Genomic DNA, 25,400 nt, shown 5'->3' on the forward strand with positions numbered 1-25,400 from the left:
CCGATAAATCTATTTTAAAATTAACCGGTACATTAGTTACAGCTGATTAGCTGTTCCATTGTTGTGTCGTAAAATACCACTTTATTTCTTCCGGTCTGTTTTGCACGGTAGAGCGCACAGTCCGCTTTATGGATCATGTGTTCAAAGGTGTCTTTTTCGGTAGGTTCTCCTGCAAAAACTCCGATACTGATAGTTGCTTCTCCTACCATCTCTTTAGCGTGCCGCTCATGCATTGTTGCTATCGTTTTTCGGATTCCTTCCGCAATATGCATCGCTTTTTCGGGAAGCAAATTATACATTACAATCAAAAATTCTTCACCGCCGTATCGACCTATTAAGTCTGTTTCCGTTCTAATGCGCTTTTTTAAATCAGCGCCGATTAAATGCAGCAGTTCATCACCTGCCTGATGACCGAAGCGGTCGTTATAATTTTTAAAGAAGTCGATATCGAACATCATGACTGCTATCGATGTCTTATGCTCCATCGCCATTTGCCATATTTTTAAGCCGAGCATATCGATATACCGACGGTTGCCTATTCCGGTTAAGTGATCGAGCAGGGAAAGCTCTTTAAGAGTAAAGTTGTCTTGTATCAATACCAGCTGTTTTTCTTCAAGCAGATCTGCATACCGCTGCAACCAATAGAGCTTATGGATTTTGTAGGCTAAGAAAACCATAATCGAGACTACTACGATATAAAACCAAATCATAACGGGGGAGATAAGGAAACTTTGCCGTATCGTGAACGAGATACTGTCGTGTACGATATTCTTCCCCTCGGCTGCATTTTTTACTGAGAACGTATACGATCCGGGTGGTAAGTGTGTATATCGTACATAGTTTCGGTCTGATGAAACGATCCAGTCTTTATCAATACCGGTTAATTTATATGCGTAAACCGGCTTTTTGTGCCGGGAAGAGTAGGGCGCTGCAAATGAAATTTTAATATCATTGGTTTTGTAGTCGAATGTGAGCGGCTGTTTTTTTGTATAAAGATTAACCGGTTGTCCGTCTGCGGTAAGTGCCCGTATTTTAATAGGTACAAATTGAAGCCGGAAGGCATAGAGCTTTTCTTGAGATATCTTTAATATTCCCTTATCGGTACCAAAGAAAAATAATCCTTTATTTTTTAAAGCGATAGGGGGGCAGGAAAAATAACCATATTGGCGTATGTTGGCGATATTATATGCTTGGGCTGTTTCGTGTGCTATATCGAATAAATTTAAATATTTGAGTCCCGCTATCCATAAAAAGCCGTCATCCGCATCGGTTATGCCGATGATCTGATTGGAGGAGAGGCCGACATCCTTTGTATAGGTATGGAAGAGTTCTGTTTTGGGGTCAAAGCGGCAGATACCGCCATCGTTTGTACCAAACCATAGTGTCCCCTCCAAATCTTCGCAAAAAGAATCGACACGGTTGGAGGAAATTCCCGTCGGTTTATTTACATTATATAAATATGAAGTAAAATCCTCTGTTTCGGGAATGTACCGGCATAAGCCTTTATTTGTTCCAATCCACAGTGTACCGCGGCTGTCCCGATTGATAAAAAAGACAATGTCGTTACTTAACGAGCGCGGGGCATCGGAATGACGATACTGCTCTAGAATACCGTTTTCTGGGGAAAAATGGATAAGACCTGCACCATACGTGCCTATCCAGAGAGTATCATCTGAATCTTGATAGAGAGAGTGTACTAAAAAACTTGAGGTATCGGATATTCTGTTGTTATATAATGAAATAGGCGTAAATGAAGCAGTAGTTGAATCAAAGAAAAATAAACCTTTGTTGGTACCGATCCAGGCTTTCGTATCGTTTACAACGCTGATGGAATAAATGATCGCGCCGTTCACCTCATTTTTCCCCATTGTGACCGGAAACTCTTCCGGCTCACGCTCATTAAAGTTATAGCGTACAAGGATATTATTTGAAGCCGCCCAAATGCAGTTATCACTGGAGGCTAAACAGGCAATAGTGTCATCAAGATGCGATAATTTCTTGTTGTTTCCGGCAGTTTCGGTATAGAGCGGTACTGCGATGTCGCCCGACTGGCGGCTTAAATCTGCTATGTTTAGCGCATCCGCCGTTCCGACAAACAACATATTATATTTATTGATAAAGAATGAATATATGACATTATTGGTTAAAGACCCCACCATATTCGGATTGGCTTTATATGGAATGACTTCCTTTGTTCTTTTATTGATGATGTATATACCGCCGCCCCACGTTCCTGCGGCAATGTACTCATTGGTGATAAAATTATTATAGAGCGTATATATCCGTGCATCCGGCAGCGAATATACTTCATAACTGTTTTTGCCGGGCGTAATACGGACAAGCCCTACACCCCAGACGGAAAGCCAGTATACGCCGTTGGTATCTTCTATAAAGTGGTATACAACACCGTTTTTTCCGGGGCATCCTTCAGGTATAAGACTGCACGGTTCAAAAGACCCTTCCGATTCATTGTATTGCCATACCCCGTCATACGTTGAGGCGTAGATGATGCCGCGGGAATCTTCGCTGATTGATCTGATGGTATTGTTCCCGATAAAAGAATTATATTGATGGTTATTAAAAGGAATAAAGTTTTTACAGCTTCCGTCACGGCAAAAGTATAATCCATTGATCGTTCCTACCCATAGGTGCCGTTTTGAATCGCGGAAAATCGCTGTAATCACATCATCGCTGACAGGAAAATGATTGATCGTGCCGCTTTTGATATCGAAACGCTCTAATCCGTTATAGGTACCGAGCCACAGCACATCATCAGTGTCCATATACATGGTTTGAATCTGACTTGAACGCATGGTCGTATTATCAAAAGGGAGATGCTCATATTTTTGGGTGGTAATTCCGTTATATTTAATGAGTCCCGAATGGGTAGCAAAGTACAGACACTCATGACTGTCTTCTACAATACCTACTACTGCATTAAAGGGGAATAAAGCCGGTTCGGTATAAAATGAGAGCGGTGTTAAATCCGTACAAAATACCAGACCGGCCATTAAAAAAAGTATGCTAACGAATGTAATAAAATATTTCATGCCTGCTCGTACACCCCTTCTATAGAGGAATAATCCTAGAATGAAATAGCGATATATTCATCTCGCTGCAACTTATTTGAATGCATATTTCAAGCAACAGTTATTAAATACGAGGGTACTGCTTAATGAGATGTATTTTCGGCAGCAGTTTCCTCGGAAGATTGAGGCGCCGTTTCGGTATTCTCCGTATTGCCGGCTCCATTAGCATCGGATGATGTCTCTTTCCACCATTCGGTTGCCGTTTCCGCTTGCTGAATTTGAGCATCCTGCTGCAAACCGGAGTCACCGGGGCTTTTATTCAGCCATGCAAGGAAAAACGTAACAACAAAAAAGAGCGTTATCAGTGTATAGGTTGCTCTTGTCAGTACGTTACCGGAACGCGAACCAAACGCCGAATTCGATCCGCCTGAAAAAAGGCCACCTAAGCTGTCGCCTTCTTCATTCTGTAATAATACCAGTCCGACAATCAAAAATGCAACTATAATGAAAAATACCAATAACGCGATACTTACTCCGCTCATAAATACTCCAGAAATTTAGTAAATTGCCCTCTATTATATAAATATTTACAGGGTTATGCAAGCATTATTTTTGACAGCCTTATCTCTTTTTGATGACATCAAAACCGCAATAGGGAACCAGCGCTTCAGGGATTTTGATACTGCCGTCCTTCTGCTGGTAGTTTTCGATAATAGCGACAAGCGCGCGGGATACGGCAATTGCCGTACCGTTCAGCATGTGCACGTATTTATTTTTTCCGTCATCGTCTTTAAACCGTACATTGAGGCGGCGTGCCTGATAGTCGGTACAGTTCGAGGTAGAGGTAACTTCTCCCCATTCCCCGCCGTTGCGTCCGGGCATCCATGCTTCCAGGTCCCATTTACGGTAGGCGGGAGCACCGAGGTCGCCGGTGCAGGTATCGACAACGCGGAACGCAATGCCTAAACCGGTGAAGATTTCCTCTTCGATAAGGCGGAGTTTTTCGTGGATTGCATCGGATTCTTCGGGGGTGCAGTATACGAACATCTCCAACTTGGTGAACTGATGCACACGGTACAGTCCCTTAGAGAACTGACCTGCCGCTCCCGCTTCGCGCCGGAAGCAGTGCGAAAGGCCGCAATACATCAACGGGAGCTTTGCTTTTTCAAGTATTTCGTCCGAGTGATATCCGCCGAGGGTAATTTCCGCCGTGGCGACAAGGCAGGTGCCTTCATCTTCTATAGTATAGACATTTGATTCGCTTCCGCGCGGATTAAAGCCGATACCACGGAGAATTTCTTCTTTTGCGACATCCGGGGTAATAAACGGAGTAAAGCCGTGTTTGCGAAGGATATTCAGACCGTACAATACCAGCGCTTGCTCCAGGAATACCGCTTCATTTTTAAGATAGTAGAATTTTACGCCGGAAACCTTTGTTGCGGCATCAAAGTCGATTAAATCGAGTGCTTCCGCAAGCTGGACATGGTCTTTCGGCTCAAAATCAAACTGAGGAACGGTACCAACCTGTTTTACTTCGCAGTTTTCCGTATCTTCTTTGCCGACAGGAGCATCAGGGTGCGCCATGTTCGGAATCTGCATCATTGCAGCATCAAGTGCCGCTTCTTTTTCTTTTAATGCTGTTTCTGCAGCCGCAATTTCAGCTTTAATCGCCTTACCGGTTTCGATAAGCGCGTTACGCTCTGCAGCATCCTTTGCTTTTTTCATTGCAAGAGAGTTTTCATTCCGTTTTGCCTGTAACCCTTGCAGCGCAGTTACCATCTCAGTCCGTTCGTCAAAGAGGCGGACGGCAGCCTCTGCATCGGCATGCATAGCGCGGTTAATAATATTTTGTTTAACCGCTTCCAAATTATTTTTGATAAATCGATAGTCAAGCATAGCATTCCTTAAAATTCAACAGTTGAATAAAATGTGCATTTTGGAAACTGTTGAATTAGTGCGCGGAAAGCGCACATGTTTAATAAGCGATGTTTCAGCTTTGCCGAAACTCGACGGATAACGAGGCAGCCTTATTGTGGCTGCTGAAGTTACTCCGGTATTCTATGCAGTTCCGGTACTTTTTGCAAGCGTTTTATTATTTTTTGCTATAAAGTGCTTGCTTTAATATATTTTTTTCTCTAATATGTAAGCTCCTTGCAACAAAACTCATAGTTTGAAGTAAGGGATATCACAACATAAGGAGTTACACCATGAATAAGTGGTCTGACTATTTTTCTTCATTTAAGGGTGATTGTTGGCGCACCGGTATCGATGTACGCGACTTCATCCAAAATAACTATACTCCCTATACGGGAGATGACGGCTTTTTGACTCCTGCTACGGAGAAAACATTGCGTGTGTGGAATAAACTCACGGAAATGTTTAAAGAAGAGACAAAACGGGGCGTATATGACGCTGAAACCAAAAAGCCTCAAGGGATCGATGCTTACGGTGCAGGGTACATCTTAAAAGATGATGAAGTTATTGTCGGTTTGCAGACGGATGTTCCGCTCAAACGCGGTATCTACGTTAAGGGTGGTTGGCACGTTGTCGAGAATGCGCTGAAAGCCTACGGATATGAACTTGACCCGCTCACCAAAGAAATCTTTACCAAGTACCGGAAGACGCATAACGACGGCGTTTTTTCCGTCTATACCGATGAGATGCGTGCAGTGCGCAAGTCGGGCATTATCACCGGTTTGCCCGATGCCTACGGACGGGGACGTATTATCGGAGACTACCGCCGTGTCGCACTGTACGGCGTTGACAACTTGATACAGGAACGCAAAGAAGCGATGCAGCAGCTTGATGTAAATGAATTAAGCGAATCGGATATCCGCTACCGCGAAGAAATCAGCGACCAAATAAAAGCGCTGGAGGCCTTTGTCCGGATGTGCGAAAGCTACGGCTTTGATGTAAAGCGTCCTGCTGAAAATGCGCGGGAGGCGGTACAGTGGGTATACTTTGCATTCCTTGCCGCTACAAAAGATCAAGACGGAGCGGCCATGTCGATTGGGCGTACCTCCACGTTCTTGGATATCTTTATCGAACGGGATATCGCAGAAGGAAAGCTCACCGAAATGGAAGCACAAGAGCTTATCGATCAGTTTATTATTAAGCTGCGCATTATCCGCTTCCTCCGCACGCCGGAATACAATGAGCTGTTCTCCGGAGACCCCACGTGGGTTACCGAAGCGCTCGGCGGTATGGGCGTTGACGGACGTCCGCTTGTTACCAAAACTTCGTTCCGCTATCTGCACACACTGTACAACCTGGGCCCGGCTCCGGAACCGAACATGACCGTGCTGTGGTCTAACCATGCGCCGGAAAATTGGAATAAATTCTGTGCAAAGGTTTCAATTCAGACTTCTTCCATTCAATATGAAAATGATGATCTGATGCGCCCCGACTTCGGTGATGATTACGGTATCGCGTGTTGTGTTTCTCCGATGAAGATCGGTAAGCAAATGCAGCTGTTCGGTGCACGAGCAAACCTGCCCAAGTGTTTGCTGTATGCCATCAACGGTGGACGTGATGAAAAGTCCGGCGTACAAGTAGCACCGATGTTCAGCCCGATCACATCGGAATATCTCGACTATGACGAGGTGATGGAACGGTTCGAGCAGATGATGAAATGGCTTGCCGGTGTGTATATGAATGCGCTGAAAATCATTCACTATATGCACGACAAATATTCATACGAAGCGTTTGAGCTTGCCTTGCACGATGCGGATGTTGAACGCATTCAGGCTACCGGTATTGCAGGCCTTGCAATTGTTGCAGATTCGCTTGCAGCAATCCGCGACACCAAGGTAAAGGTTATCCGCAATGAGGACGGGCTCGCGGTTGATTTTAAACGTGAAGGCGAATATGTTCCCTACGGTAACGACAATGATGCGACGGATCAGCTTGCGGTTATGGTTGCACGTAAGTTTATGAACTACCTGCGCCGCCACGAAACCTACCGCCATGCAAAAGCAACGCAGTCGGTATTGACGATTACCTCGAACGTCGTATATGGAAAGAAAACCGGTGCAACACCGTGCGGACGCTGTGCGTATGAACCGTTCTCTCCGGGCGCAAACCCGATGAACGGGCGCGACACCAACGGAGCGATTGCTTCGCTTGCTTCAGTTGCCAAGCTGCCGTTTGAAGATATCGGTGACGGTATTTCGTACACCTTTGCAATCGCGCCGAATGCGTTGGGTAAAGAAACAAATAACCGTGTAGATAATTTGACCTATCTGCTGAGGGGTTACTTTACTCCGGAAGGCGGACAGCACCTGAATGTCAACGTGTTCGACAGGGCGCTGTTGGAAGATGCAATGGAAAATCCCGAAAAATATCCGCAGTTGACCATCCGCGTTTCCGGTTATGCGGTAAACTTCGTGAAGCTGACGCGAGAGCAGCAGTTGGATGTGCTTTCGCGTACCATCAACCAGTCCTTTTGAAATATACGACGCATCTACGGCGTCATACGGTAAAAAAGTGTCCTCAACGTATCAAAGATACGCCTGCGGTACTTTTTTACCGTATTCCTTGTATCTGCATCGTCTATTTCAAAAGGCTTACGGATAGGGGGCATCTGCGTTGTCGCTTAACAAAAAACAGTCCTCGACGTACAACAAGTAGGCCTGCGGGTGTTTTTTGTACGCTCCTAGCATCTGCATCGTCTATTTCAAAAGGCTTACGGATAGGGGAGCATCTACTGCGTCGTATCATTAAAAGTGTACATCCGTGTACACTTTTAATGGCGAATTTCGGCAAAGCCGAAACATCGCTGCTGGTTAATACGAGCGGCATCCGTGCCGCTTCTGCAATAAATGCGCAACGTATCAGAACGCCCAAGGATGGGCGTGGTTCTAAATAGCAGCAAGTTTTTCGCTAGAAAAACTTGTCGTTGAACAGTGTACACGGAAGTACACTGTTCAACAGGCTTACGGCAAAAGGATTTTATACAACAGTTTCTATGGCATATATTCATTCGTATGAAACATTTGGGACGGTAGATGGGCCGGGATTGCGGTTTGTGGTATTTCTGCAAGGGTGTCCGATGCGCTGCAAGTATTGTCATAATTGCGATACGTGGGAGCGAAAGGATGCTCGTATTCTGGATACTGCTGAGGAGACGTTTGAGCGGATCAGACGGTACAAGCACTACTACCTTTTTGCAGGCGGTGTTACGGTAACCGGCGGGGAGCCGCTCGGACAGCCTGAATATGTAAAAAATCTCTTTGAACTGTGCAAAAAAGATTCACTGCATACGGCGGTGGATACATCCGGCTATTTTCTAAACGATAAAGTAAAGGCGGCTTTGGAGTACACCGATCTTGTTCTGCTCGATATAAAATCGATTGATGAAGAGCAGCATCAGGAGCTGACCGGAGCGCCGCTTTCCCGTGTTTTAGCCTTTTTGGATTATCTTACTTCTATTAATAAACCGGTGTGGCTGCGGCATGTGATTGTACCGGGCATTACATATAATACAGCGCTATTAGAAAAGCTAGCCGACTTTATTAAGCCGCTGCCGAATGTGGAAAAAGTTGATCTTCTTGCCTACCACACACTCGGTGTATTTAAATGGAAAGAACTCGGCAAGGTCTATCCGCTGGAAGGCGTGCCGCCGCTTTCGGCTGAAGAGTATGCAGTTGCAAAGCAGATTTTTCTTGACCGCGGTTTACCGCTTACATCGGGTGCGGCAGAGAAATAGCGCGGCGCTCTGCTTATACAAATGAAACGGCTCGTCTTTGCATGAAAACGGAAGCACATACTGAAAACCGCTTACTTATACTGAGGATTTGTTTCGTAAAAATCTGCGGGTAGAATATCCATCAGGATGATATTGTGGTATTCCATATTTCGGATTAAACCGTCGCGGATTTCTCCGATTTTTTTAAAGCCGACCTTTTCGTAGCAGGCAACGGCACGCCGATTAAAGTCATATACTCGTAACAGAATATTATGCAGGTTAAGCTTTTTAAAAGCGTAATCCAGCAGCAGCGACAGTGCTTCTCGCCCGTATCCCTTACCCCAATAGCTCTTATTGCCGATGAAGATACCGATTTCCGCCGTCCGGTGAAGGTGATTGATGTCGATAAAGCCGACATTGCCGATCAGCTCATTAGTCTTTTTGTCGATGATACCGTAATTGTGATCTTGAGCGAGTTTTTTTAGAAGCTCCCTTTCTCCATCGACAGGAATAATCGATGAAACTAATTGCAGATTTTCGGTCACTTCCATATCGTTCAGCCAAACGGTATATTGTTCGGCATCTTCGATATTGAGTGGCGAAAGATAGCATTGAGTGCCTATCAATTTTTTTATGTACATACAAATCTCCAAAAGCCAACCGTATCAGGCTGCTGTGTGTATCCCCGCAAAATAAGTGAGGCTATTCAACCAGAATTTCGCCGCATTGCGGCTCAAATGGTCGCCTAGCCTCACTTATTTTGCGCTGTTTATTTACTTGTCTGATGCGGTTGGCTTTTTCTGAAATCAATAACCCCGACGCAAAGCATCGGGGCATTAAACCCTCCGCACGAATAAAAATTGCTCGCGCCTTGTATCTACACCGTCTATTTCAAAAGGCTGACGGAGAGATTATTTGCAAAAGCGCTGGCTATGCAAAATCACGATGGCAGCCGGTAGTTCTAATCAATAGCGTGTTTGCCCAATGAACTTGTAGTTAAACATGGACAAGGATGTCTATTTTTACCGTGCGCCGGGAATCTTTACGACGATGTTTGCAAGTTCCGGTTTCTTTTCGAGGTCTTTTTTTAGGCCTTCCGCGCGAGCTTTGTTGACATAGTCGGGCGACTGGAATGAATAGGTGAACTTGGTATGCACGTCGTAGGTTCCCTTCATCAATGCATATGCGTCTTCCGTCATAACGAGTTCTTCGTCGGTGGGGATAACGAATATCTTTACCGGCGAGTCATCAGCGCTGATGCAGGTTTCCGCGTTGCGGGTACGGGCAAGTGCATTCTTCTTGGGGTCAATCTTGATACCGAGGTGAGTTAAGCCTTCGCAGACGGCGAGCCGGGTGTCGAAGCCGAATTCTCCAACGCCGGCGGTGAAGACAATTGCATCCGGTTTTTGACCAAGCGCGGCGATATAGGCGCCGAAGTATTTTTGCAAGCGATATACTTCCATATTAAAGGCAAGCCGTGCCCGTTTATCGCCTTCTTCCATCGCCTTAGAAACATCGCGGCGGTCAACATATTGTCCGGTAACGCCGAAAAGTCCTGATTTTTTGTTCAAGGCAGTATCCATTTCCGCCGGTGTCATGCCGGTTTTCCGCATAATATAGAAGGGAAGGGCGGGATCGCAGTCGCCGGATCGGGTACCCATGACCAAGCCTTCCAATGGGGTCAGTCCCATCGAGGTATCGAAGCACTTGCCCTGCTTGACGCAGCACATCGAAGCGCCGTTCCCGATATGCGCGATGACGATATTGGTATCCTCCGGCTTTTTCCCGAGGATGACGGCAGCTCGCTTTGCCGTGTAGAGAAAGCTGGTGCCGTGGAAGCCGTAACGGCGGGCGGAATATTTTTCGTACCATTCGTGGGGAATGGCGTACATAAAGCTTGTTTCGGGCATCGTCTGATGCCACGCCGTGTCGATAACCGCACAGTGCGGAACATTCGGCAGTACTTTCTGAGCAGCTTCGATACCCATAATATTGGCGGGATTGTGCAGCGGTCCTAAATCCTGCACTTCGCGGAATGTGTTGATGATTTCGGGGGTTACGATAACCGACTTGATAAATTTATCTCCGCCGTGGGTTACGCGGTGGCCGACAGCCTTAATCACATTCATGTCGGTGATAACACCTACGGACGAATCCGTTAGGGTCTTGATAATGAGTTCAACCGCATGGGTATGGGTGGGACAGGGGCTTTCCAGCACATACTTGTCTTTTCCCTTTGCCTCGTGGGTAATAACGCTGCCGGGCTGAGTTACCCGTTCTACAACACCCGATGCAAGGACACTTTTGTTGTCCCAATCATACACCTGATACTTTACCGAAGAACTGCCGCAGTTCAATGTCAAAATAACCATGAAAAAACTCCTGTTTATTGATAATAAGTATAGAATATCGATAGACTTTCTTTCTTTAAAGAGCCTCTATCATTCATGAGCTTTCAGTATATAGCGAAATCGGAGAAATGTCAAAAAGTAAGAGCTATTCTATCTTATGGTGAGGTGGGCTGTAATTTTATCTTCTCCCCATCAAACATCATAGCAAGATTATCGATTTGAATAGATTGATTGAAATATTTACTGTCAAAACCTTGTATCTCTATTGAACCTATATAAGTTTCAACATCATACTCACCGATTATGTGATCTAGAAATAGATATGCAATTTGATAATAAATTGTGCTTTCGGATTCATTATATCCATTCAGAAAAAGTAATATTCCAATTTTATCTTTTTCATCATCATTAAATAAAAGGAATCTGATTTCTTTCGGCTCAATCTTCTTTTCATGGAATTGAACTGTATGTATTGTATCACGTCGGGGTCGGAATTTAATAAACTCCCATTCAGCGATCTCCGGTTTTGCCGAGTATAGTTTTTCAACCGCCGGAAATGAAGCTTTTATTCCGCCGGCACTTATTATAAATTCTCTTTTACCGTTTTGTATAGGACCAAATTCAAAAGTTAAGTCTTGATTTATTTTTCCAAGCTGAAAAGCAAGCTCATTAAATATTTCTTCTTGTTCATTTTCAAAATGAAACAACCGCGATGAATTTTTCTTAAACCAAGTCCAAAATACTTCTTCTTTATTTCTACTGTTAAAGCAAGAAAATAAACTCATGATCGATACCCCTATTATGCATATTCGTAAAATCTTTTTCATTTTTTGCCAAGACTTTCTGTTAATCATAAATGAATCCGGTATTTTAATTATTTAAAATAAATCCATCTAAAGAACAAAAATCAGGAATAATCTTAATGTAATTTATACAGGTGTCCTCCCATTTGGTTCCTTTATAAACTTCTTTAATTACCAGTTTTATAGACTGACATTTTTCTGCAATTTTAAAAATCTGAGGATTCGGCGTATCTTTAAGTTCAATTTCTTGAATTTTTTTGCCATCCTGATTATAGACATCAAAAAGTTTAACACGATTATTATTTTCATAAAGATCCGGTTTATTAAAATGTACATATCCATTTGAAATAATAAGCGCCTGGATCTGATCGTACTGTATATGTATATACTCACCGATTCCGTCTCCCTTTACAGCTTCAACCCAAGGCGCATTGCCATCTTGATTATCAAGATTTTTTGCAGAATATAAAGTGTTCTTTTCTTTTAACTCACTGGAGGCGGAAAAAATATGTGGCATAGAAAATCCAAATAATTCCTTTCTTAGTACGCTGATTCCATCAACGCCATAGTAAATTTCTTTGTTATAATCATTTATTAATGATATAAGATTATCATTTGCAAGCATTAGATATTTTTTATTATTAAAGTTGATATAATCTAATTGATATTCTACATCTTTCTTTAAAGGAAAAAGTCCGCTTATGTTATTATTTAATACATCCGTATCAAAATCATCTGTCGCACATATATGAATAGCATTTTCATAAAATACGATAGTCGTAAATTCATCGCTATAAGATTTTTGAAATTTCAACTCAGGTAATTCTTTTAGTGAACCTGTGATAAACTGTATGTTATTTACCGAAATCCACCGCCAGTCTCCTTCTAAAAGTTTTATATAGACCCATTGACCATCAACTTTTCCGCTTGCAAGAAATTCGCAATTAGGATGTATAAGGTATTGTGTATAATCATCTTTCTGAGTGTTTTTAAAATCGGTATATACTTTCGTTTTTTCGGTACATTTAATAATGGTTGTTTGATTTTTACATTTTACGGAATTTGATTTTATTTCCCAGATATTATGATATTGTTTATTTCCCTGAGTTATTTTTACCCGCCCGGTATACTGGGTATTATTATTTACAGGCTTATTTATATATTCTTTTTCATAAGATTCGGAAGCATATGCAAATGAAAAGAAACAAAGATATATAATAGAAATAATAATATTTTTTCTCATTATTTTATCCCCTTAATTCATTGATATAACTGTTATTTTGGTTTTGAATTACATTGTTATTTTTCAGATAGACATATATTAATTGCAGATTTATTTTTATATCTTCAAGCATTGCCTTTGCTTTTTTTTCGAATCGATAATTCCTTTGTGTATATTTTCCAAATAAAAAATAATCTGTTATAGTGGCTTTTCCTACCCAATTTAATTTTATAAATAACTTTGGTAATTTTATATCAAAATTCACGGGAATATCTGAAAAAAGCTCAACTGATTTTAAGGCTTTACAATATTCTATATACGTTCTATGGATTTCAGATATTTGAAAGTAATCATAATATTCTTCATCAATAATCTTATTTATTGAATTGGATAATCTATTCAGAGAAGCTATAAAATCGTTTCTTAAACTTTCTGTTAACTTCATTATCAGTTCCTATATTGTGTAATAAAGACATAAATAATACATTGCCTAAAATAGCAGCGTTAAAAAAATTCGTGTCAAAATAAATATCTCTAATATTTATATATTCCGGTTCCTTTACATCTATGACACTTTCCAGAACCTTTACACGCAACACAATTATGATTATAATAATGCGTATCGTAATCTTGTCCAGTCCCATCGCAGTGTGAGCATTTTCCAGTTCCACGGCATTGCAGACAGGGTTCTTCTTTTACTTCACAACTTGCAAATCCAACTGCTACTGATATTGTCAATAGACAGACTAGTAGCACAACAAATGTATTCCTTTTCATTTAAGAACTCCTATAAATTTTCCGCAAGTGATTGGCTTGTCGACCTAACCTTATAGTTTCAGAGTTTTATTTTCATCCCATTTACATATTATATACATCTATACTATACATACTATTTTATCGATTTGTCAACACAAAATATTTTATAAAAATCGGTGAGTATGTGATGTGAAAAAGCTTTTTAAACTGAATCTTAAAGTTCGGCTTATGTTCAGCAACTAAAACTTGCTAAAAAAGATTTTTCTCATCTATTATCCCATTACAGCGCCCCAGCGGGTGTTATATCAAATAAATTGTTTAATAAGCATTCCAAAATATAATGAAAATAAATACACATCCCCATGCATTCTTTGTTATAGTTCTAATTATTGATGAAAAACTATTGTATAAAATAATAACAAGCATTGTTGATATAAAAATGATCCATAAATCAATATCCGATTTTTTCTTTAGTTCATTTTTTTCATTCATGCTTTATAACTCCTGAATTGATAATTCGTACGATAGTACGTTCATCTAACATACAGTTAAGTTGTAAAACGTATCGGTGTATAGCAGACTGCCATTATTTATTTCTTTTTTTGCTATCAAACCTTTCTCTTATCCATTCAATTAGACAGTGAATTAACAGAAAAGGTACTAACAAGATTAAAATGATTATATTTTTTATACATTCTTCTTTTCTATACTTCTCTTTTAATTCAGGTTTCTTTTTTATAAGTTTTTTTATTCTTTTGTTTCGATTACGGTTTTTTTCGAATATGTAATTAACACATCTTGCTAATAATATAATAAATAAACCTCCCATTGCACGGATAAAATTTCCATTTATTTCATTTCTTTTATACGCTTCTTTTTCAGCTATTGGAAGTTTGAAATCATTTTTAGAATCGTGAATAATTTGTATTCTTTTATTTTCATAGTATTCTTCACTTGGCTTGAAATCAAAAGAACAAATTTGTTTTAAATTTTCACCAAGCAAACTATATTCAATTTTTACATGATAATATGTTCCACTTCCCTCTATATGGCTTTTTATTGAATATGATTTTATAATTGCGGTTTCAATGATTCCAAATTTTTCCAAGTGTGAAAGATTATAATAATTCTTACATGCTAAAAATAAAAAAAATACAATTAGTAAATAACAAAGTATTTCCCAACCGCTATTTTTATCATTATTACTAGTCTTCTTCATTTTTTATAAAACACAAAAGTTGAGTATTAGCATAACTTTGTTTTAAACCGCATTTGTGGTTTTTGCCAACGGCAAAAATTGGCGTGAAAAGTTGCAGTGTGGCAAAGGCACGAAAAGCAATTTTTATGACAAAACAAATGTCAGGTTGAAGCGGGTGTTAGGAGTCTCTTGGGGTTACTTCATATTCAAAGATATAACGACCAATTGGAATTGACAGAGATTTATCTTTCGATGTGAAATTTATATGAAAATCATAAGTTGTTCCATTTCCAATATGATATGGCATTTTCTCGGAAATATATTCATGGGGGCTTGAAATTAGTTTTACAGTTGTCTGAGGTATATCATCAAACGGAGGTATTAACTTACATGTTCCAGTTGCAATTTTTGTTTCTCTTAAAACTCTTATTTCCATAGTTCCTTTCTGATAATTTTCACTTCTTTCGTCAATAGTATAATTTGTTATTACAGACCTTATCACAGACATTCTACTTGAAGGTAATATTTGCATTAACATCTGTTGCTTAAGCAGATTATTTTTTTCATTATGAATATCATACTTTGTATTAGGTGTTTGACGGCTATCATTGGTTTCAAAAACAACTTCTTTTATAGTATTAAATTTAATCTCAAGATTTTGTTTACAACTATCAGAAACAACACCAAGCCAATCACTTCTAAAAGTGTCATTTGAAGAACTTAATGAATTCACTCTATCTGCCGCTGCTAATATTCTTTGTCGATAAACAGCTTGAATAACATCAGAATCCTTCAATTCATCCTCAAGTGCCTCTTCTGTACTTAACAAATAAGTTCGTAAATTTTGCAGTTCTAGAGAAAGATTAACCATTTTTTCACAAGATCTTTCAGCAATTGTGTCTATTTTTTCTGTAGATAAACTTTTATTAAATAAATAACCAGAAATAACAGAACCAACTGTAGTAAAAAGAAATAATAAAACATTACTTATAATTATTTCATAATTCGATGATTTTGATCCACGTAGTCCCATGACAATCATTACAATAAAAGCTAATATAAAAGAAGCCCAAAATACAATACACAGCAATATTTCCTTTTTACTTCCTTTTGGCATACATACTCCTTGCCTTTTCTTCTTATTGCGCCGAAGGCATCAACCTAACTATGTAGCTAAACCGCAAACGGGCTTGTCCCGTTTGTCGGCTTTGAGCTACTTGTTATGTGATTTTTTACTCATTTGCAACCAATTTTACCACAGCTTCCACAAGCTTCTGATAATTTTCTTCGGAAAGTCTTGACACCTTCTTTTCAAGGCAAAATTTATTTACCGCACCAATAAGATGAATTACTGCGACCGAATCTTTCGAAAGCCCAGTTTCCTCTTTTTCAATAAGAATATTAGGCTCAAAATCTGCTCGGTTTAGATTCGAAGTAAAAGGAATTACCACAACTGTATTCAGATCTTTTATTCCAAGCAAATCATTTTGCATTATGACGGCAGGACGTATTTTTGACGGCAAGCTGCCTACCGGTTGCCCAAAATCAATTGTCCATATCTCACCATGTGTCATTTTTTAATTCCTCCCACATAGTGTTCATTGAACTTCGGGCAATATCATTTTCCATTTCGGTATAATTTTCTTCATTCCGTTTTGTTTTCAAAGACTCGAGCATTTTCCCCATTAAAATAATTGTCTGTTCATAGGAAAGAGAAAGCACTTGTTCCGTAAAATCTGCGTAGGCGGTATCTGACATATCGCACCTCCAACTTTCATTATACCATATTTCAAACAATTTTTCACAAAATTATGCTTTTTTTATCGGATGTCTGATGACCGTTTTCCATTTTTCCGGAGAACTTTTTCTGGGGTCTGAAAGATAAATTTCATGGTGCAAACGTTTTTCCGTCATATCGTTTTCATATCCATTTGATCGAATGAAATCATCCATAATTTTTACGCTTGCCGGTTCATCGTCATAAGAACCGTTATGCATTATCTGAACGCACAAGCCTTCTTCAATCGATAGAAATTCCGCAGAGGAGCAATCGATTTTTTTCTTTTCAGCAGCAGTCTTTACAGCCCAATCAAAATCTTTTTTTGTAACAAAATCTGGAATACGAATTACCGAAATCCAATTGAAGCTTGATTTGTCTGAATAGTCTACGCCGTCAATCCCGGCCTGCCACCAAAAACCTTCCAACGGAGGAACAACATATTCAAAAAATTCGTTAATTTTATAATCAGTCTTGTAACTCATTTTTAGAGTATACGCTACCGCATATAATACTCCAACTGCCCGCTGATAAGCGCCGCCTGCTTCATTTGGATTTCCTTTTCCCCTAACTGCAATATAATTCATTTTTGGAACTGTTACAATTTCCGGTTGATTTTTGGGAAGATAAAATTCCCGATATTCTTTCTTGAAATCAAATGCCATTCTTTTCTCCATAATAGCTGCCCACTGGGCAGTCCACATAACACCTTTTCGATCTTTCCTCATAATATCATAGAAACTATGCGCTTTCAATCTAAGCTGTACCTCTCCAAACAACTGTATCTTTCTACCATAATACTCGCCTGAACACATCATCAGCAGACAGATTAGGCCTATCTTCACTAAATAGGCCTAAGAAAATCACATCCTGTTTATAGGGCTTTTGAACGCCGAGACCGCCGCGGTTGAGGGCGTGGATGTCGTTCCAAATCCGGAATCGGTATGTACAAACTGCAAAAGCAGTATGGAATCCCTCTAAACAAGTTCTAAGTGAGTTTTTAGAGCTGCCCCATGTATTGTAGGTGTATCATAGACGAGAAAATCCATCGTATAAAAACGGTTCGAGCGTTTTTTTGCCGCCGAGCAGCATGATTAAGCGGTCAAAACCCATCGCGACGCCCGAACATGGGGGCATACGGGCGCAGATCCCGCCGAAGTTCTCCGGTACGGGATGCGGAACCCGCGCCGTTGCATTTTTGATCGCAGTCTCGTCCGTAAAAGAGCGGTTGATTTCTCCCGCATCCCGCGCTTCGGTATAGCAGTTTGCGAGCTCTACTCCGCGTACATACACTTCCCACCGCTCTTTTGTCTTCCATATATATGTCCGTCCGTCCGCGGCTGTACGCTGTTCCGACCGTTCCTGTGCAAGGCAGGGTACCCGGGCGGGATAGTCCAGCAGCGCAACCGGCACATCGGGCGGAAGCTGCGGTTCGATGCAGTGCACCAAGAGCAGCTCGTATAAATCATCCCACGCCCAGTCTTCATATTGCGCCCTGTCGCCGAGGCCGAGCTGTTCCGCATGAAAGGCAAGCTCCGGTGTTTCCGCTTCGGCAAGGGAAAAACCGGCGAATCGTTTAAAGGCTTCGTCCATAGTCAGCTGCAAAAACGGTTTGGAAAGCACCGCACCCAATTCGGGGGCGGCAAGCGGCAGTCCCGCAACTGCCTGCGCCATAGTCTGTAGAAAAGCTTCGGTAAGCGTGACGGAATCGCGGTAATTCGCCTGCATGGTGTAGTATTCCAGCATGGTAAATTCGGGGTTGTGAATATGCCCGACTGATTCGCAGTTGCGGTAACATTTGGAAAGCTGAAACACCGAGCGGCCGTGCGCGGCAATAACCGGCTTGATGAATACTTCCGGGGAGGGGACAAGAAAGAGCGGGACTGCCGCTTCTTCGCCGGTCTTAAAGGGTTTGAGGTATTCTGTGCGGAACACTTCGAGACAGCTTTCGGGGATGAGCGCCGGAGCAAGCGCCGGAGTGTCCAGCTCCAGATATCCATGTGTAATAAAAAAATTCCGCGCGGCCTGCAAACAAGCCGCACGGAATTCAAGCGCTTCGATGTCCACTGCTTATTCCCGAATGCTCAAGTGCAGTTCGGCAAGCTGCTTTTCGTCAACCTCGCTGGGGCTTTCGTCCATGGGGCTGACGGCAAAGGTGTTTTTGGGGAAGGCGATCACTTCTTTAATTGAGGTTTCGCCTGCCATCAGCATTACGATGCGGTCAAGACCGGGTGCAATACCTCCGTGGGGCGGCGCTCCGTATTTGAACGCTTCCGTTAAAAAGCCGAACTTCTTTTCCGCATCGGCGGGGTTAAAGCCGACAATGTTGAATATCCGTTTTTGCAGCTCCGGATTGTGGATTCTGATTGAGCCGGAAGCGACTTCGTAGCCATTGAGTACAAGGTCGTACAGGTCTCCCTTTACCTCGCCGGGGTTTTGCTCCAATGTATCAAGGTAGCGTTCCTGCGGCGCGGAGAACATGTGGTGTGCGGGATCCCATTTTTGTTCATCTTCATTCCATTCAAAGAGCGGGAAGTCGATAACCCACAAAAAGGCGAACACTTTTGGATCAAGCAGGTTTAAATCCTTACCGAGCTTGCTTCTGACAGCGCCGAGCGCGGTGCAGGCGGTTTTATATTTTGCATCGGCAACAAAGAGGAGCAGGTCGCCGTCTTGGGCGTTCAGCTTTTTGCATATTTCAGCCTCGGCACCGGCACAGTATTTGGCAATACCGCCTTCGAATGCGCCGCCTGCAACTTTTGCCCATGCAAGCCCCTTTGCTTTGTAGATTTTTGCCGCAGCTTCAAGCTCTTCGATCTTTTTGCGGCTGTAGTTTGCTGCCTGTCCTTTCACTACAAGCGCCTTGACGGCTCCTCCGGCGGCGACCGCATCCTTGAACACGGCAAACTCGGTGCATTCAGCCATCCATGCGGCATCCTGCATCTTCATCTCAAAGCGGATATCGGGTTTGTCGGTGCCGTACAGGTCGATGGCATCATCGTAGCTGATCCGCGGGAAGGATTGCGCCAAATCTGCATCGATCGTCTTTTTGAACACCGTGCGGAACATATTTTCGGTAACGTCGAGCACGTCATCGCGGGAAACAAAGCTCATTTCAATATCGATCTGGGTGAACTCAGGCTGGCGGTCGCCGCGTGCGTCTTCATCACGGTAGCAGCGGGCAATCTGAAAATAGCGGTCAAAGCCGGAGACCATCAGTATCTGCTTGTACAGCTGCGGGGACTGCGGCAGCGCATAGAACTTGCCCGGATAGAGGCGGGACGGCACCAAATAGTCGCGCGCGCCCTCCGGCGTCGATTTAATAAAGGTCGGCGTTTCAATTTCCAAGAAGTTCCGCGCTGTGAGGTACTCCCGCACGGCAAACGTAACCTTTGAGCGCAATATCAGGTGATCCTGCATGGTCTGAGAACGCAGGTCGAGGTAGCGGTACTTGAGCCGGAGGTCTTCGTTGGCGTTGGTTTTTTCGTCAATCTGGAAGGGCAGCACAGCACTCTTCGACAGCACGACAATGCGCTGCGCCTTCACCTCGATATGTCCGGTTGTCATTTCGGTATTGACCATGGAATCGGGACGCTCCCGCACCGAGCCTTCAACGGCAATACAATATTCCATCTTCAAACCGGCTGCGGTTTCCTTCAGCTCAGGGCTTGCATCGTCATCGACAACCACCTGTGTCAGCCCGTAGCGGTCGCGTAAGTTTATAAAAGAGATACCGCCGTGGTCGCGCTTGCGGTGTACCCATCCGTTTAATACTACTGTTTTACCGGCGTCGCTTTTTTGCAGCTCTCCGCAGGTAACTGTCCGTTTCATTTCTATCATAATAAAATAAGTATAGTTGAAACGGGGCGTTTATGCAATTCGTGTTCTGATTCATGCTGGACAGAGAAGAACGAGCAATCCCCTCAACTTGCAAATAGGTGGAGCAGATGCTAGGAGCGTGCAAAAAACACCCGCAGGCACGGTACGAAATATACATCCATGTACATTTCGTACCTACGTGTTTGCAAAGCAAACACGCTACAGACTAGAACCACCGCCGTCCGTGGCGGTTCTGAAATATCCGTCGGCGTAAATAGAGGGAGCAGATACGAGGCGCGTGTAAAAATTAACCGGAGGCGTATCTTTGATACGTTGAGGATTAATTTTTACTAAGCAACGAAGTAGATGCCCTTCTATTTACGCCGACCACTGGTCGCTTTCTCTCTGCAACCTATACATCTCACGGTAAATACCGTCTTTTTCCATTAGCTCTGTGTGGGTACCGGTTTCGGCAATGATGCCTTTGTTGAGCACGATAATCTTATCGGCGTTTTTTACGGTGCGGAGACGGTGCGCAATGACGATAACGGTTTTACCTTTTATAAGTGTACCGATGGCGTGCTGAATGAGCGTTTCGTTTTCCGGATCAAGGGCGGCGGTCGCTTCATCCAAAAGGATGATCGGTGCATCTTTGAGGAGAGCGCGGGCGATGGAAAGTCGCTGGCGTTCTCCGCCGGAAAGGGTATAACCGTTTTCGCCGATTTCCGTATCGTAGCCCTGCGGCAGTTTTTCGATAAACGATTCGCACTGCGCGGCTTTTGCGGCGGCGAGCACCTGTTCTTTTGTTGCATTCCGGTTGCCGATTAAAATATTGTTGTACACCGTGTCGTTAAAGAGCACAACATCCTGAAACACAATCGAAAATGCGCTGAGCAGGGTTTCCGGTTCTACCGTGGAAACATCGACGCCGCCGATGCTAACCGTACCCGATGACGTATCCCAAAAGTGCGCCGCCAATCGCGCAATGGTGGATTTCCCGCAGCCGGAGTGCCCCACGAGTGCGGTAATTTCGCCCTGCTTTGCAGTAAAGCTGATTCCGCTTACCGTGTTTTCTCCGGTATCGTTTGCGGTGCTACCTGCATTATTTGAATTATCGGCAGCGTTTCCACCGATGTTACTCAGACCTTTGCCGCTCGGTTCATTATACGAAAACGACACATTATCGTAACAGATATCATATCCATTCGGCTTAAAAGCTTCGCTTCCCGTTTGCTTGGGATAATTGACAATCGCCTGCTTCCGCTCGACGGCAATCAGTGTATAAAAGAATTCGGCAAGCAGCATAAACACTGTCGTCAACGGATCGAAGATACGGCATGAGACCAACAAAAAAACGATATAGGTCAACAGTTCGATTTGCCCCTGCGACAGCAAGTACGCTCCATACGAAATGACGAGCGGAAAGCCGAACCGGATCAACGCGGCCACACCGAACATAAGTGCTCCGATCGCAGCTTCCGATTTGAGCGCAGCGTGCGTTGTTTCGGTAATATCGTCTTTGAGCTTTTGCACATACAAATATTTTTTATCGGAAGATTTTAGCACCTTGATATTGTCTATCATCTGCTGTAGCGAATCGTATATCGCATCCTTCCGTACGATGACGCTTTTCATCTTTTTTTCCGACAGCTTCCGGCAGCCGACAACAATAAAAAATCCTGCAAAGGCGCAAACAAACAATGCAATAGTCATTCGCCAATCCAAAAACGCTAAAAGAGCCGCCGCAATTAAAATCGAAATAATACCGCCGAACATTTCCGGTACGACATTAGAAAACGCTTGTTCAATCGTTGTAACATCGTTTAAAAGTGTTGAGGTTAAATACGATAAATCCTGCCTGCCGAAATACGACAGCGGAAGCTTCCGAAGCGACTCTGCAAGCGAAATACGCACGTTCGCCGCTTCTTCATACGCGCCGTTATACGTCCTGCCGTACTTTAATTTTTCGAGGATAAACAGCACGGCTATAAACGCCGCTCCGGCTGCTACTACCGCCCATACATTCGGGGCTTGAAAACCTTGCTGCATAATGCGCGCCAAAAAATACTGCAGCACATACAGCGAAAGTCCCAGCGGAACCATTATAAATAAGTTGATAATAACCGCGAGCGTAATCGACAAACGTAAATTCCGCGTCCCCGCATCGGATAACGCAAAAAATCTTTGTAACATAATTTCTCCTTCATTTAATTGGTAATGTGTAATGGTTAATTGGTGAAGTTTCAAACATTACCAATTATGTTGAGTTCTTCCTGTCCGTAAACATTTTAAGCCCAAACAAATCACTCATCAGGCTGAAATGTTTATCAAATGAAAACAAAAAAAGATCATTATTAATCGCATTTTGAGCGATTATCAAATCGGGAATACCGACTTTATTTATACCGTTTAATAGATTTTTAGTTTGCATATCGATAATCTCGTCCCAGTCTATTTCGATATCTATTTGATTAACCGTAAGCAGGAGCCGCTTCAATTTAGATTCTTTTTTCAGATTAATTGAAGGAATCAGTTCTGCTAGCACAAGGTTATTGATACAAAGCGCGTTGTTATTGATCAGCTCATTAAGCACAGCTGCCCGTCCGGTTCCCTTAAAATATTCTATCCAAACGGAGGTATCCACCAGTACCATCTTATGTCCTTTTTCTCAGCGCATCTAAATCGATATCCAAATCAATTTTTCCGTAATAGTTTTTCAGCTGCTGCACTTTCTCTTTTTGGATCAAATTTTCAAGCGCACGTGTGATAACCTCTGTTTTTGTCCGAGTTTTTGTCAACGCCATTGCCTCTTCGAGCAAAGGAGCGGACAGATCAAGCGTCGTTCTCATAAAAATCCTCCATACGAGCATATTATAGCATTGAATTATATGCATGATCAAGAATTTATATATGCGCTTCCGGAGCCTTTTCAGAAATTATCCATTATCAATTATTTACCCTTTCCGCGCCGTTACACACAGATACCTTTTTGCAAAAAGCGAGTCGGTTTGTATACCGGTAAAACCTGCCGAAGTCAGCAGTGCACTCAACTGTTCAGCGGTATAGATTTTCATACCGCTGATTCTTTTCGTCCATTTTTCATCGCCTTTATGAAGCCCGTCTACTTCGTTGCAGATAAAAAAGTGCGCTCCTTTTTTGAGTACGCGGAACACTTCTTTAAACGCTGTTTCTATTTCCGGCCAAAAATAAACCGTTTCGAATGCCGTCGCAATATCGAATGAATCGTTTTCAAACGGCATGGAAGAAACGCTTGCTTGCAGTATACGGCAGGTTCCCCGTTCGATATACGCCTTATTGCATTTCGTCGATTGCGCAACACAGACATCGGAATAATCAATGCCGGTTACCTCTTCGCAGCCGCGCTCAAGCAATCGTTTGACATTTGCACCTCCGCCGCATCCGATATCAAGACCGCTACCTAAAATTTTTCCATCCAAATGCGAAAAGCCCCATTCCGCCATGCGCGTATGTCCTGAATTCATTCCCGCGACAATCAGCTTACCGATAAAGCCTGCAGGTTTTCTAAAATTATCTCCTAAACTCATAGTTACTCCTGAAGAACTTTACATAATTATAGGGAATTTGCGCTAGAGCAGGCCTTTTCAATATCGATCACGTAGTCGCTGTTTTTGATAATCGAGTTCGATGACAATAACGGTCGCGACCGCTCTCCGATCAGAAAAACCGGGATTTATGCTTTCTTTTATTTATAATATGTAAACCTAATTTGACTAGTATATTTTTAGGATAAGCTTCTCTTGCCTCCGTCGGGCATATTTTAACACATGCCATGCACACAATACATTCATTTTTATCGGTTGTCATATCCGCACGTATACAACTTTTAGGACATACTTTTACACATTCGGAACAGTGAATACATTTTTCGTTATTCGTATACGGAACAGTAAATATTCTTTTCCCGGTATGTATCGGTTTATTATCTGCGATAAAACTTATAATTTTATCAAACACAGGTGCCCTATTATAAAGATGTCGTGTCTCCGTATGTAATAATCTGTTTTTTACAGTCTTTCCGAATAGTACCGCTTTTTGTAAATCATCATTATCGGGTCTGCCTTTCGCAACCGGAATATCTTTACCGGAATATGAATGCTCCCCGACAAATTCACCGTACCCGAGCAGCTTTCCGTTACCCTTTTGTATTATAGATATCATTTCTCCGGTAGCAAACATCGGTGATGCATTACCGTATAGAGTGATTGCAATTATACATTTTCCTTGAAAATCCGAATGCTTTATGCAGTTTCTGAATTCCTTATATAAAAAGCCTCCGTATGTCGGAGCGCCCACGATTATCAAATCCGCATCTGCAAAACTTACATCTTGTGTTTTTTCTCTATTGTCCCGTTTAGTCAAATCCGTAGAACATATTATGTCCCCGTCAATTCCTTTAACAATATAATCAATGACTTTTTTCGTTGTTCCCGTAGGTGAAAAGTAAACGGTAGCAAGTTTAATTTTATCCGCAGACATATTCATTGCAGGCGATTATAACACATCGGCATAAAACTTTCAGTCATTGCAGGGAATGTGCGCTTTTTGCGCCAGAGGCTTTTGAACCATTTTCCGTTGTTTCATTCCTCTTCCATCTTCAAAATAATGCTTAAGGGCTCAGAATTGCTACGCCTTGCTTGCAATTCCTTAAGAACCCGATAAAAAGCATACATCCGTGTATGCTTTTTATCCCGAGTTTTCTGCCGAAAACTCGCCGTAC

At 42.4% G+C, this 25,400-nt stretch carries 22 protein-coding genes; 2 read left to right on the forward strand and 20 right to left on the reverse strand.

The genetic code is table 11. The features are described 5' to 3' along the window. Positions 1 to 32: 32 nt before the first annotated feature. The 3 genes from E4N65_RS02415 to serS form a co-directional block, all read right to left on the reverse strand. Positions 33 to 3,050: a ligand-binding sensor domain-containing protein gene (locus tag E4N65_RS02415; RefSeq protein WP_044013618.1), complete on the reverse strand. Its 3,018-nt coding sequence runs from the start codon at positions 3,048 to 3,050 to the stop codon at positions 33 to 35. 122 nt (positions 3,051 to 3,172) lie between these two features. Beyond that, positions 3,173 to 3,571 (reverse strand): preprotein translocase subunit SecG, encoded by a 399-nt coding sequence (secG, locus tag E4N65_RS02420; RefSeq protein ID WP_044013615.1) that lies wholly within the window; start codon positions 3,569 to 3,571, stop codon positions 3,173 to 3,175. 79 nt (positions 3,572 to 3,650) lie between these two features. Next, on the reverse strand, positions 3,651 to 4,925 hold the full coding sequence (gene serS, locus E4N65_RS02425) for a serine--tRNA ligase (protein WP_044013613.1): 1,275 nt from the start codon (positions 4,923 to 4,925) through the stop codon (positions 3,651 to 3,653). A 311-nt stretch (positions 4,926 to 5,236) separates the two neighbouring features. Between serS and pflB the strand changes: the two genes are divergently transcribed. Further along, complete coding sequence (gene pflB / locus E4N65_RS02430) at positions 5,237 to 7,477, forward strand: formate C-acetyltransferase (protein ID WP_044013611.1); 2,241 nt, start codon at positions 5,237 to 5,239, stop codon at positions 7,475 to 7,477. 518 nt (positions 7,478 to 7,995) lie between these two features. Beyond that, on the forward strand, positions 7,996 to 8,736 hold the full coding sequence (pflA, locus tag E4N65_RS02435; RefSeq protein WP_044013609.1) for a pyruvate formate-lyase-activating protein: 741 nt from the start codon (positions 7,996 to 7,998) through the stop codon (positions 8,734 to 8,736). Positions 8,737 to 8,807: 71 nt separating this feature from the next. Here pflA and E4N65_RS02440 read toward each other — a convergent pair whose 3' ends face one another. The 17 genes from E4N65_RS02440 to E4N65_RS02520 form a co-directional block, all read right to left on the reverse strand. Further along, positions 8,808 to 9,356 (reverse strand): GNAT family N-acetyltransferase, encoded by a 549-nt coding sequence (locus tag E4N65_RS02440; RefSeq protein WP_044013607.1) that lies wholly within the window; start codon positions 9,354 to 9,356, stop codon positions 8,808 to 8,810. Positions 9,357 to 9,737: 381 nt separating this feature from the next. Beyond that, on the reverse strand, positions 9,738 to 11,087 hold the full coding sequence (locus E4N65_RS02445; protein WP_044013605.1) for an acetate kinase: 1,350 nt from the start codon (positions 11,085 to 11,087) through the stop codon (positions 9,738 to 9,740). 134 nt (positions 11,088 to 11,221) lie between these two features. Then, positions 11,222 to 11,851 (reverse strand): Hcp family type VI secretion system effector, encoded by a 630-nt coding sequence (locus E4N65_RS02450; RefSeq protein ID WP_144389696.1) that lies wholly within the window; start codon positions 11,849 to 11,851, stop codon positions 11,222 to 11,224. A gap of 85 nt (positions 11,852 to 11,936) precedes the next feature. Further along, complete coding sequence (locus E4N65_RS02455; RefSeq protein ID WP_253673913.1) at positions 11,937 to 13,112, reverse strand: NADase-type glycan-binding domain-containing protein; 1,176 nt, start codon at positions 13,110 to 13,112, stop codon at positions 11,937 to 11,939. 4 nt (positions 13,113 to 13,116) lie between these two features. Beyond that, entirely contained in the window at positions 13,117 to 13,536 is a 420-nt protein-coding gene (locus E4N65_RS02460; protein ID WP_044013597.1) for a hypothetical protein, read from the reverse strand. 897 nt (positions 13,537 to 14,433) lie between these two features. Further along, positions 14,434 to 15,066, reverse strand: coding sequence for a hypothetical protein (locus E4N65_RS02465; RefSeq protein ID WP_253673914.1), 633 nt, complete (start codon positions 15,064 to 15,066; stop codon positions 14,434 to 14,436). A 157-nt stretch (positions 15,067 to 15,223) separates the two neighbouring features. Beyond that, complete coding sequence (locus E4N65_RS02470) at positions 15,224 to 16,162, reverse strand: hypothetical protein (RefSeq protein ID WP_044013592.1); 939 nt, start codon at positions 16,160 to 16,162, stop codon at positions 15,224 to 15,226. Between the two features lie 115 nt (positions 16,163 to 16,277). After that, positions 16,278 to 16,619: a type II toxin-antitoxin system PemK/MazF family toxin gene (locus E4N65_RS02475; RefSeq protein WP_044013590.1), complete on the reverse strand. Its 342-nt coding sequence runs from the start codon at positions 16,617 to 16,619 to the stop codon at positions 16,278 to 16,280. Beyond that, entirely contained in the window at positions 16,606 to 16,803 is a 198-nt protein-coding gene (locus E4N65_RS02480; protein ID WP_016522332.1) for a hypothetical protein, read from the reverse strand. Before E4N65_RS02480 ends, E4N65_RS02475 begins: the two co-directional genes overlap by 14 nt. 51 nt (positions 16,804 to 16,854) lie before the next feature. Further along, the gene (locus E4N65_RS02485; RefSeq protein ID WP_371921848.1) at positions 16,855 to 17,487 is read right to left on the reverse strand and encodes a GyrI-like domain-containing protein; all 633 of its coding nucleotides are present in this window, start codon (positions 17,485 to 17,487) and stop codon (positions 16,855 to 16,857) included. Between the two features lie 364 nt (positions 17,488 to 17,851). Next, positions 17,852 to 18,889, reverse strand: coding sequence for an amino acid--tRNA ligase-related protein (locus E4N65_RS02490; RefSeq protein ID WP_044013587.1), 1,038 nt, complete (start codon positions 18,887 to 18,889; stop codon positions 17,852 to 17,854). Positions 18,890 to 18,892: 3 nt separating this feature from the next. Then, positions 18,893 to 20,653, reverse strand: coding sequence for an aspartate--tRNA ligase (aspS, locus tag E4N65_RS02495; protein ID WP_253673916.1), 1,761 nt, complete (start codon positions 20,651 to 20,653; stop codon positions 18,893 to 18,895). A 366-nt stretch (positions 20,654 to 21,019) separates the two neighbouring features. Then, positions 21,020 to 22,834, reverse strand: a complete 1,815-nt coding sequence (locus E4N65_RS02500; protein ID WP_253673918.1) for an ABC transporter ATP-binding protein — start codon at positions 22,832 to 22,834, stop codon at positions 21,020 to 21,022. A gap of 64 nt (positions 22,835 to 22,898) precedes the next feature. Then, positions 22,899 to 23,294, reverse strand: coding sequence for a PIN domain-containing protein (locus tag E4N65_RS02505; RefSeq protein WP_253673919.1), 396 nt, complete (start codon positions 23,292 to 23,294; stop codon positions 22,899 to 22,901). Position 23,295: 1 nt separating this feature from the next. Continuing rightward, on the reverse strand, positions 23,296 to 23,490 hold the full coding sequence (locus E4N65_RS02510) for a type II toxin-antitoxin system VapB family antitoxin (protein WP_253673921.1): 195 nt from the start codon (positions 23,488 to 23,490) through the stop codon (positions 23,296 to 23,298). Positions 23,491 to 23,595: 105 nt separating this feature from the next. Beyond that, complete coding sequence (locus tag E4N65_RS02515; RefSeq protein ID WP_253673923.1) at positions 23,596 to 24,207, reverse strand: class I SAM-dependent methyltransferase; 612 nt, start codon at positions 24,205 to 24,207, stop codon at positions 23,596 to 23,598. 130 nt (positions 24,208 to 24,337) lie between these two features. Then, on the reverse strand, positions 24,338 to 25,165 hold the full coding sequence (locus tag E4N65_RS02520; RefSeq protein ID WP_371921822.1) for an EFR1 family ferrodoxin: 828 nt from the start codon (positions 25,163 to 25,165) through the stop codon (positions 24,338 to 24,340). Positions 25,166 to 25,400 lie beyond the last annotated feature (235 nt).

Origin of the sequence: Treponema sp. OMZ 855, from assembly GCF_024181145.1 — a bacterium.
Classification (GTDB): Bacteria; Spirochaetota; Spirochaetia; order Treponematales; family Treponemataceae; genus Treponema.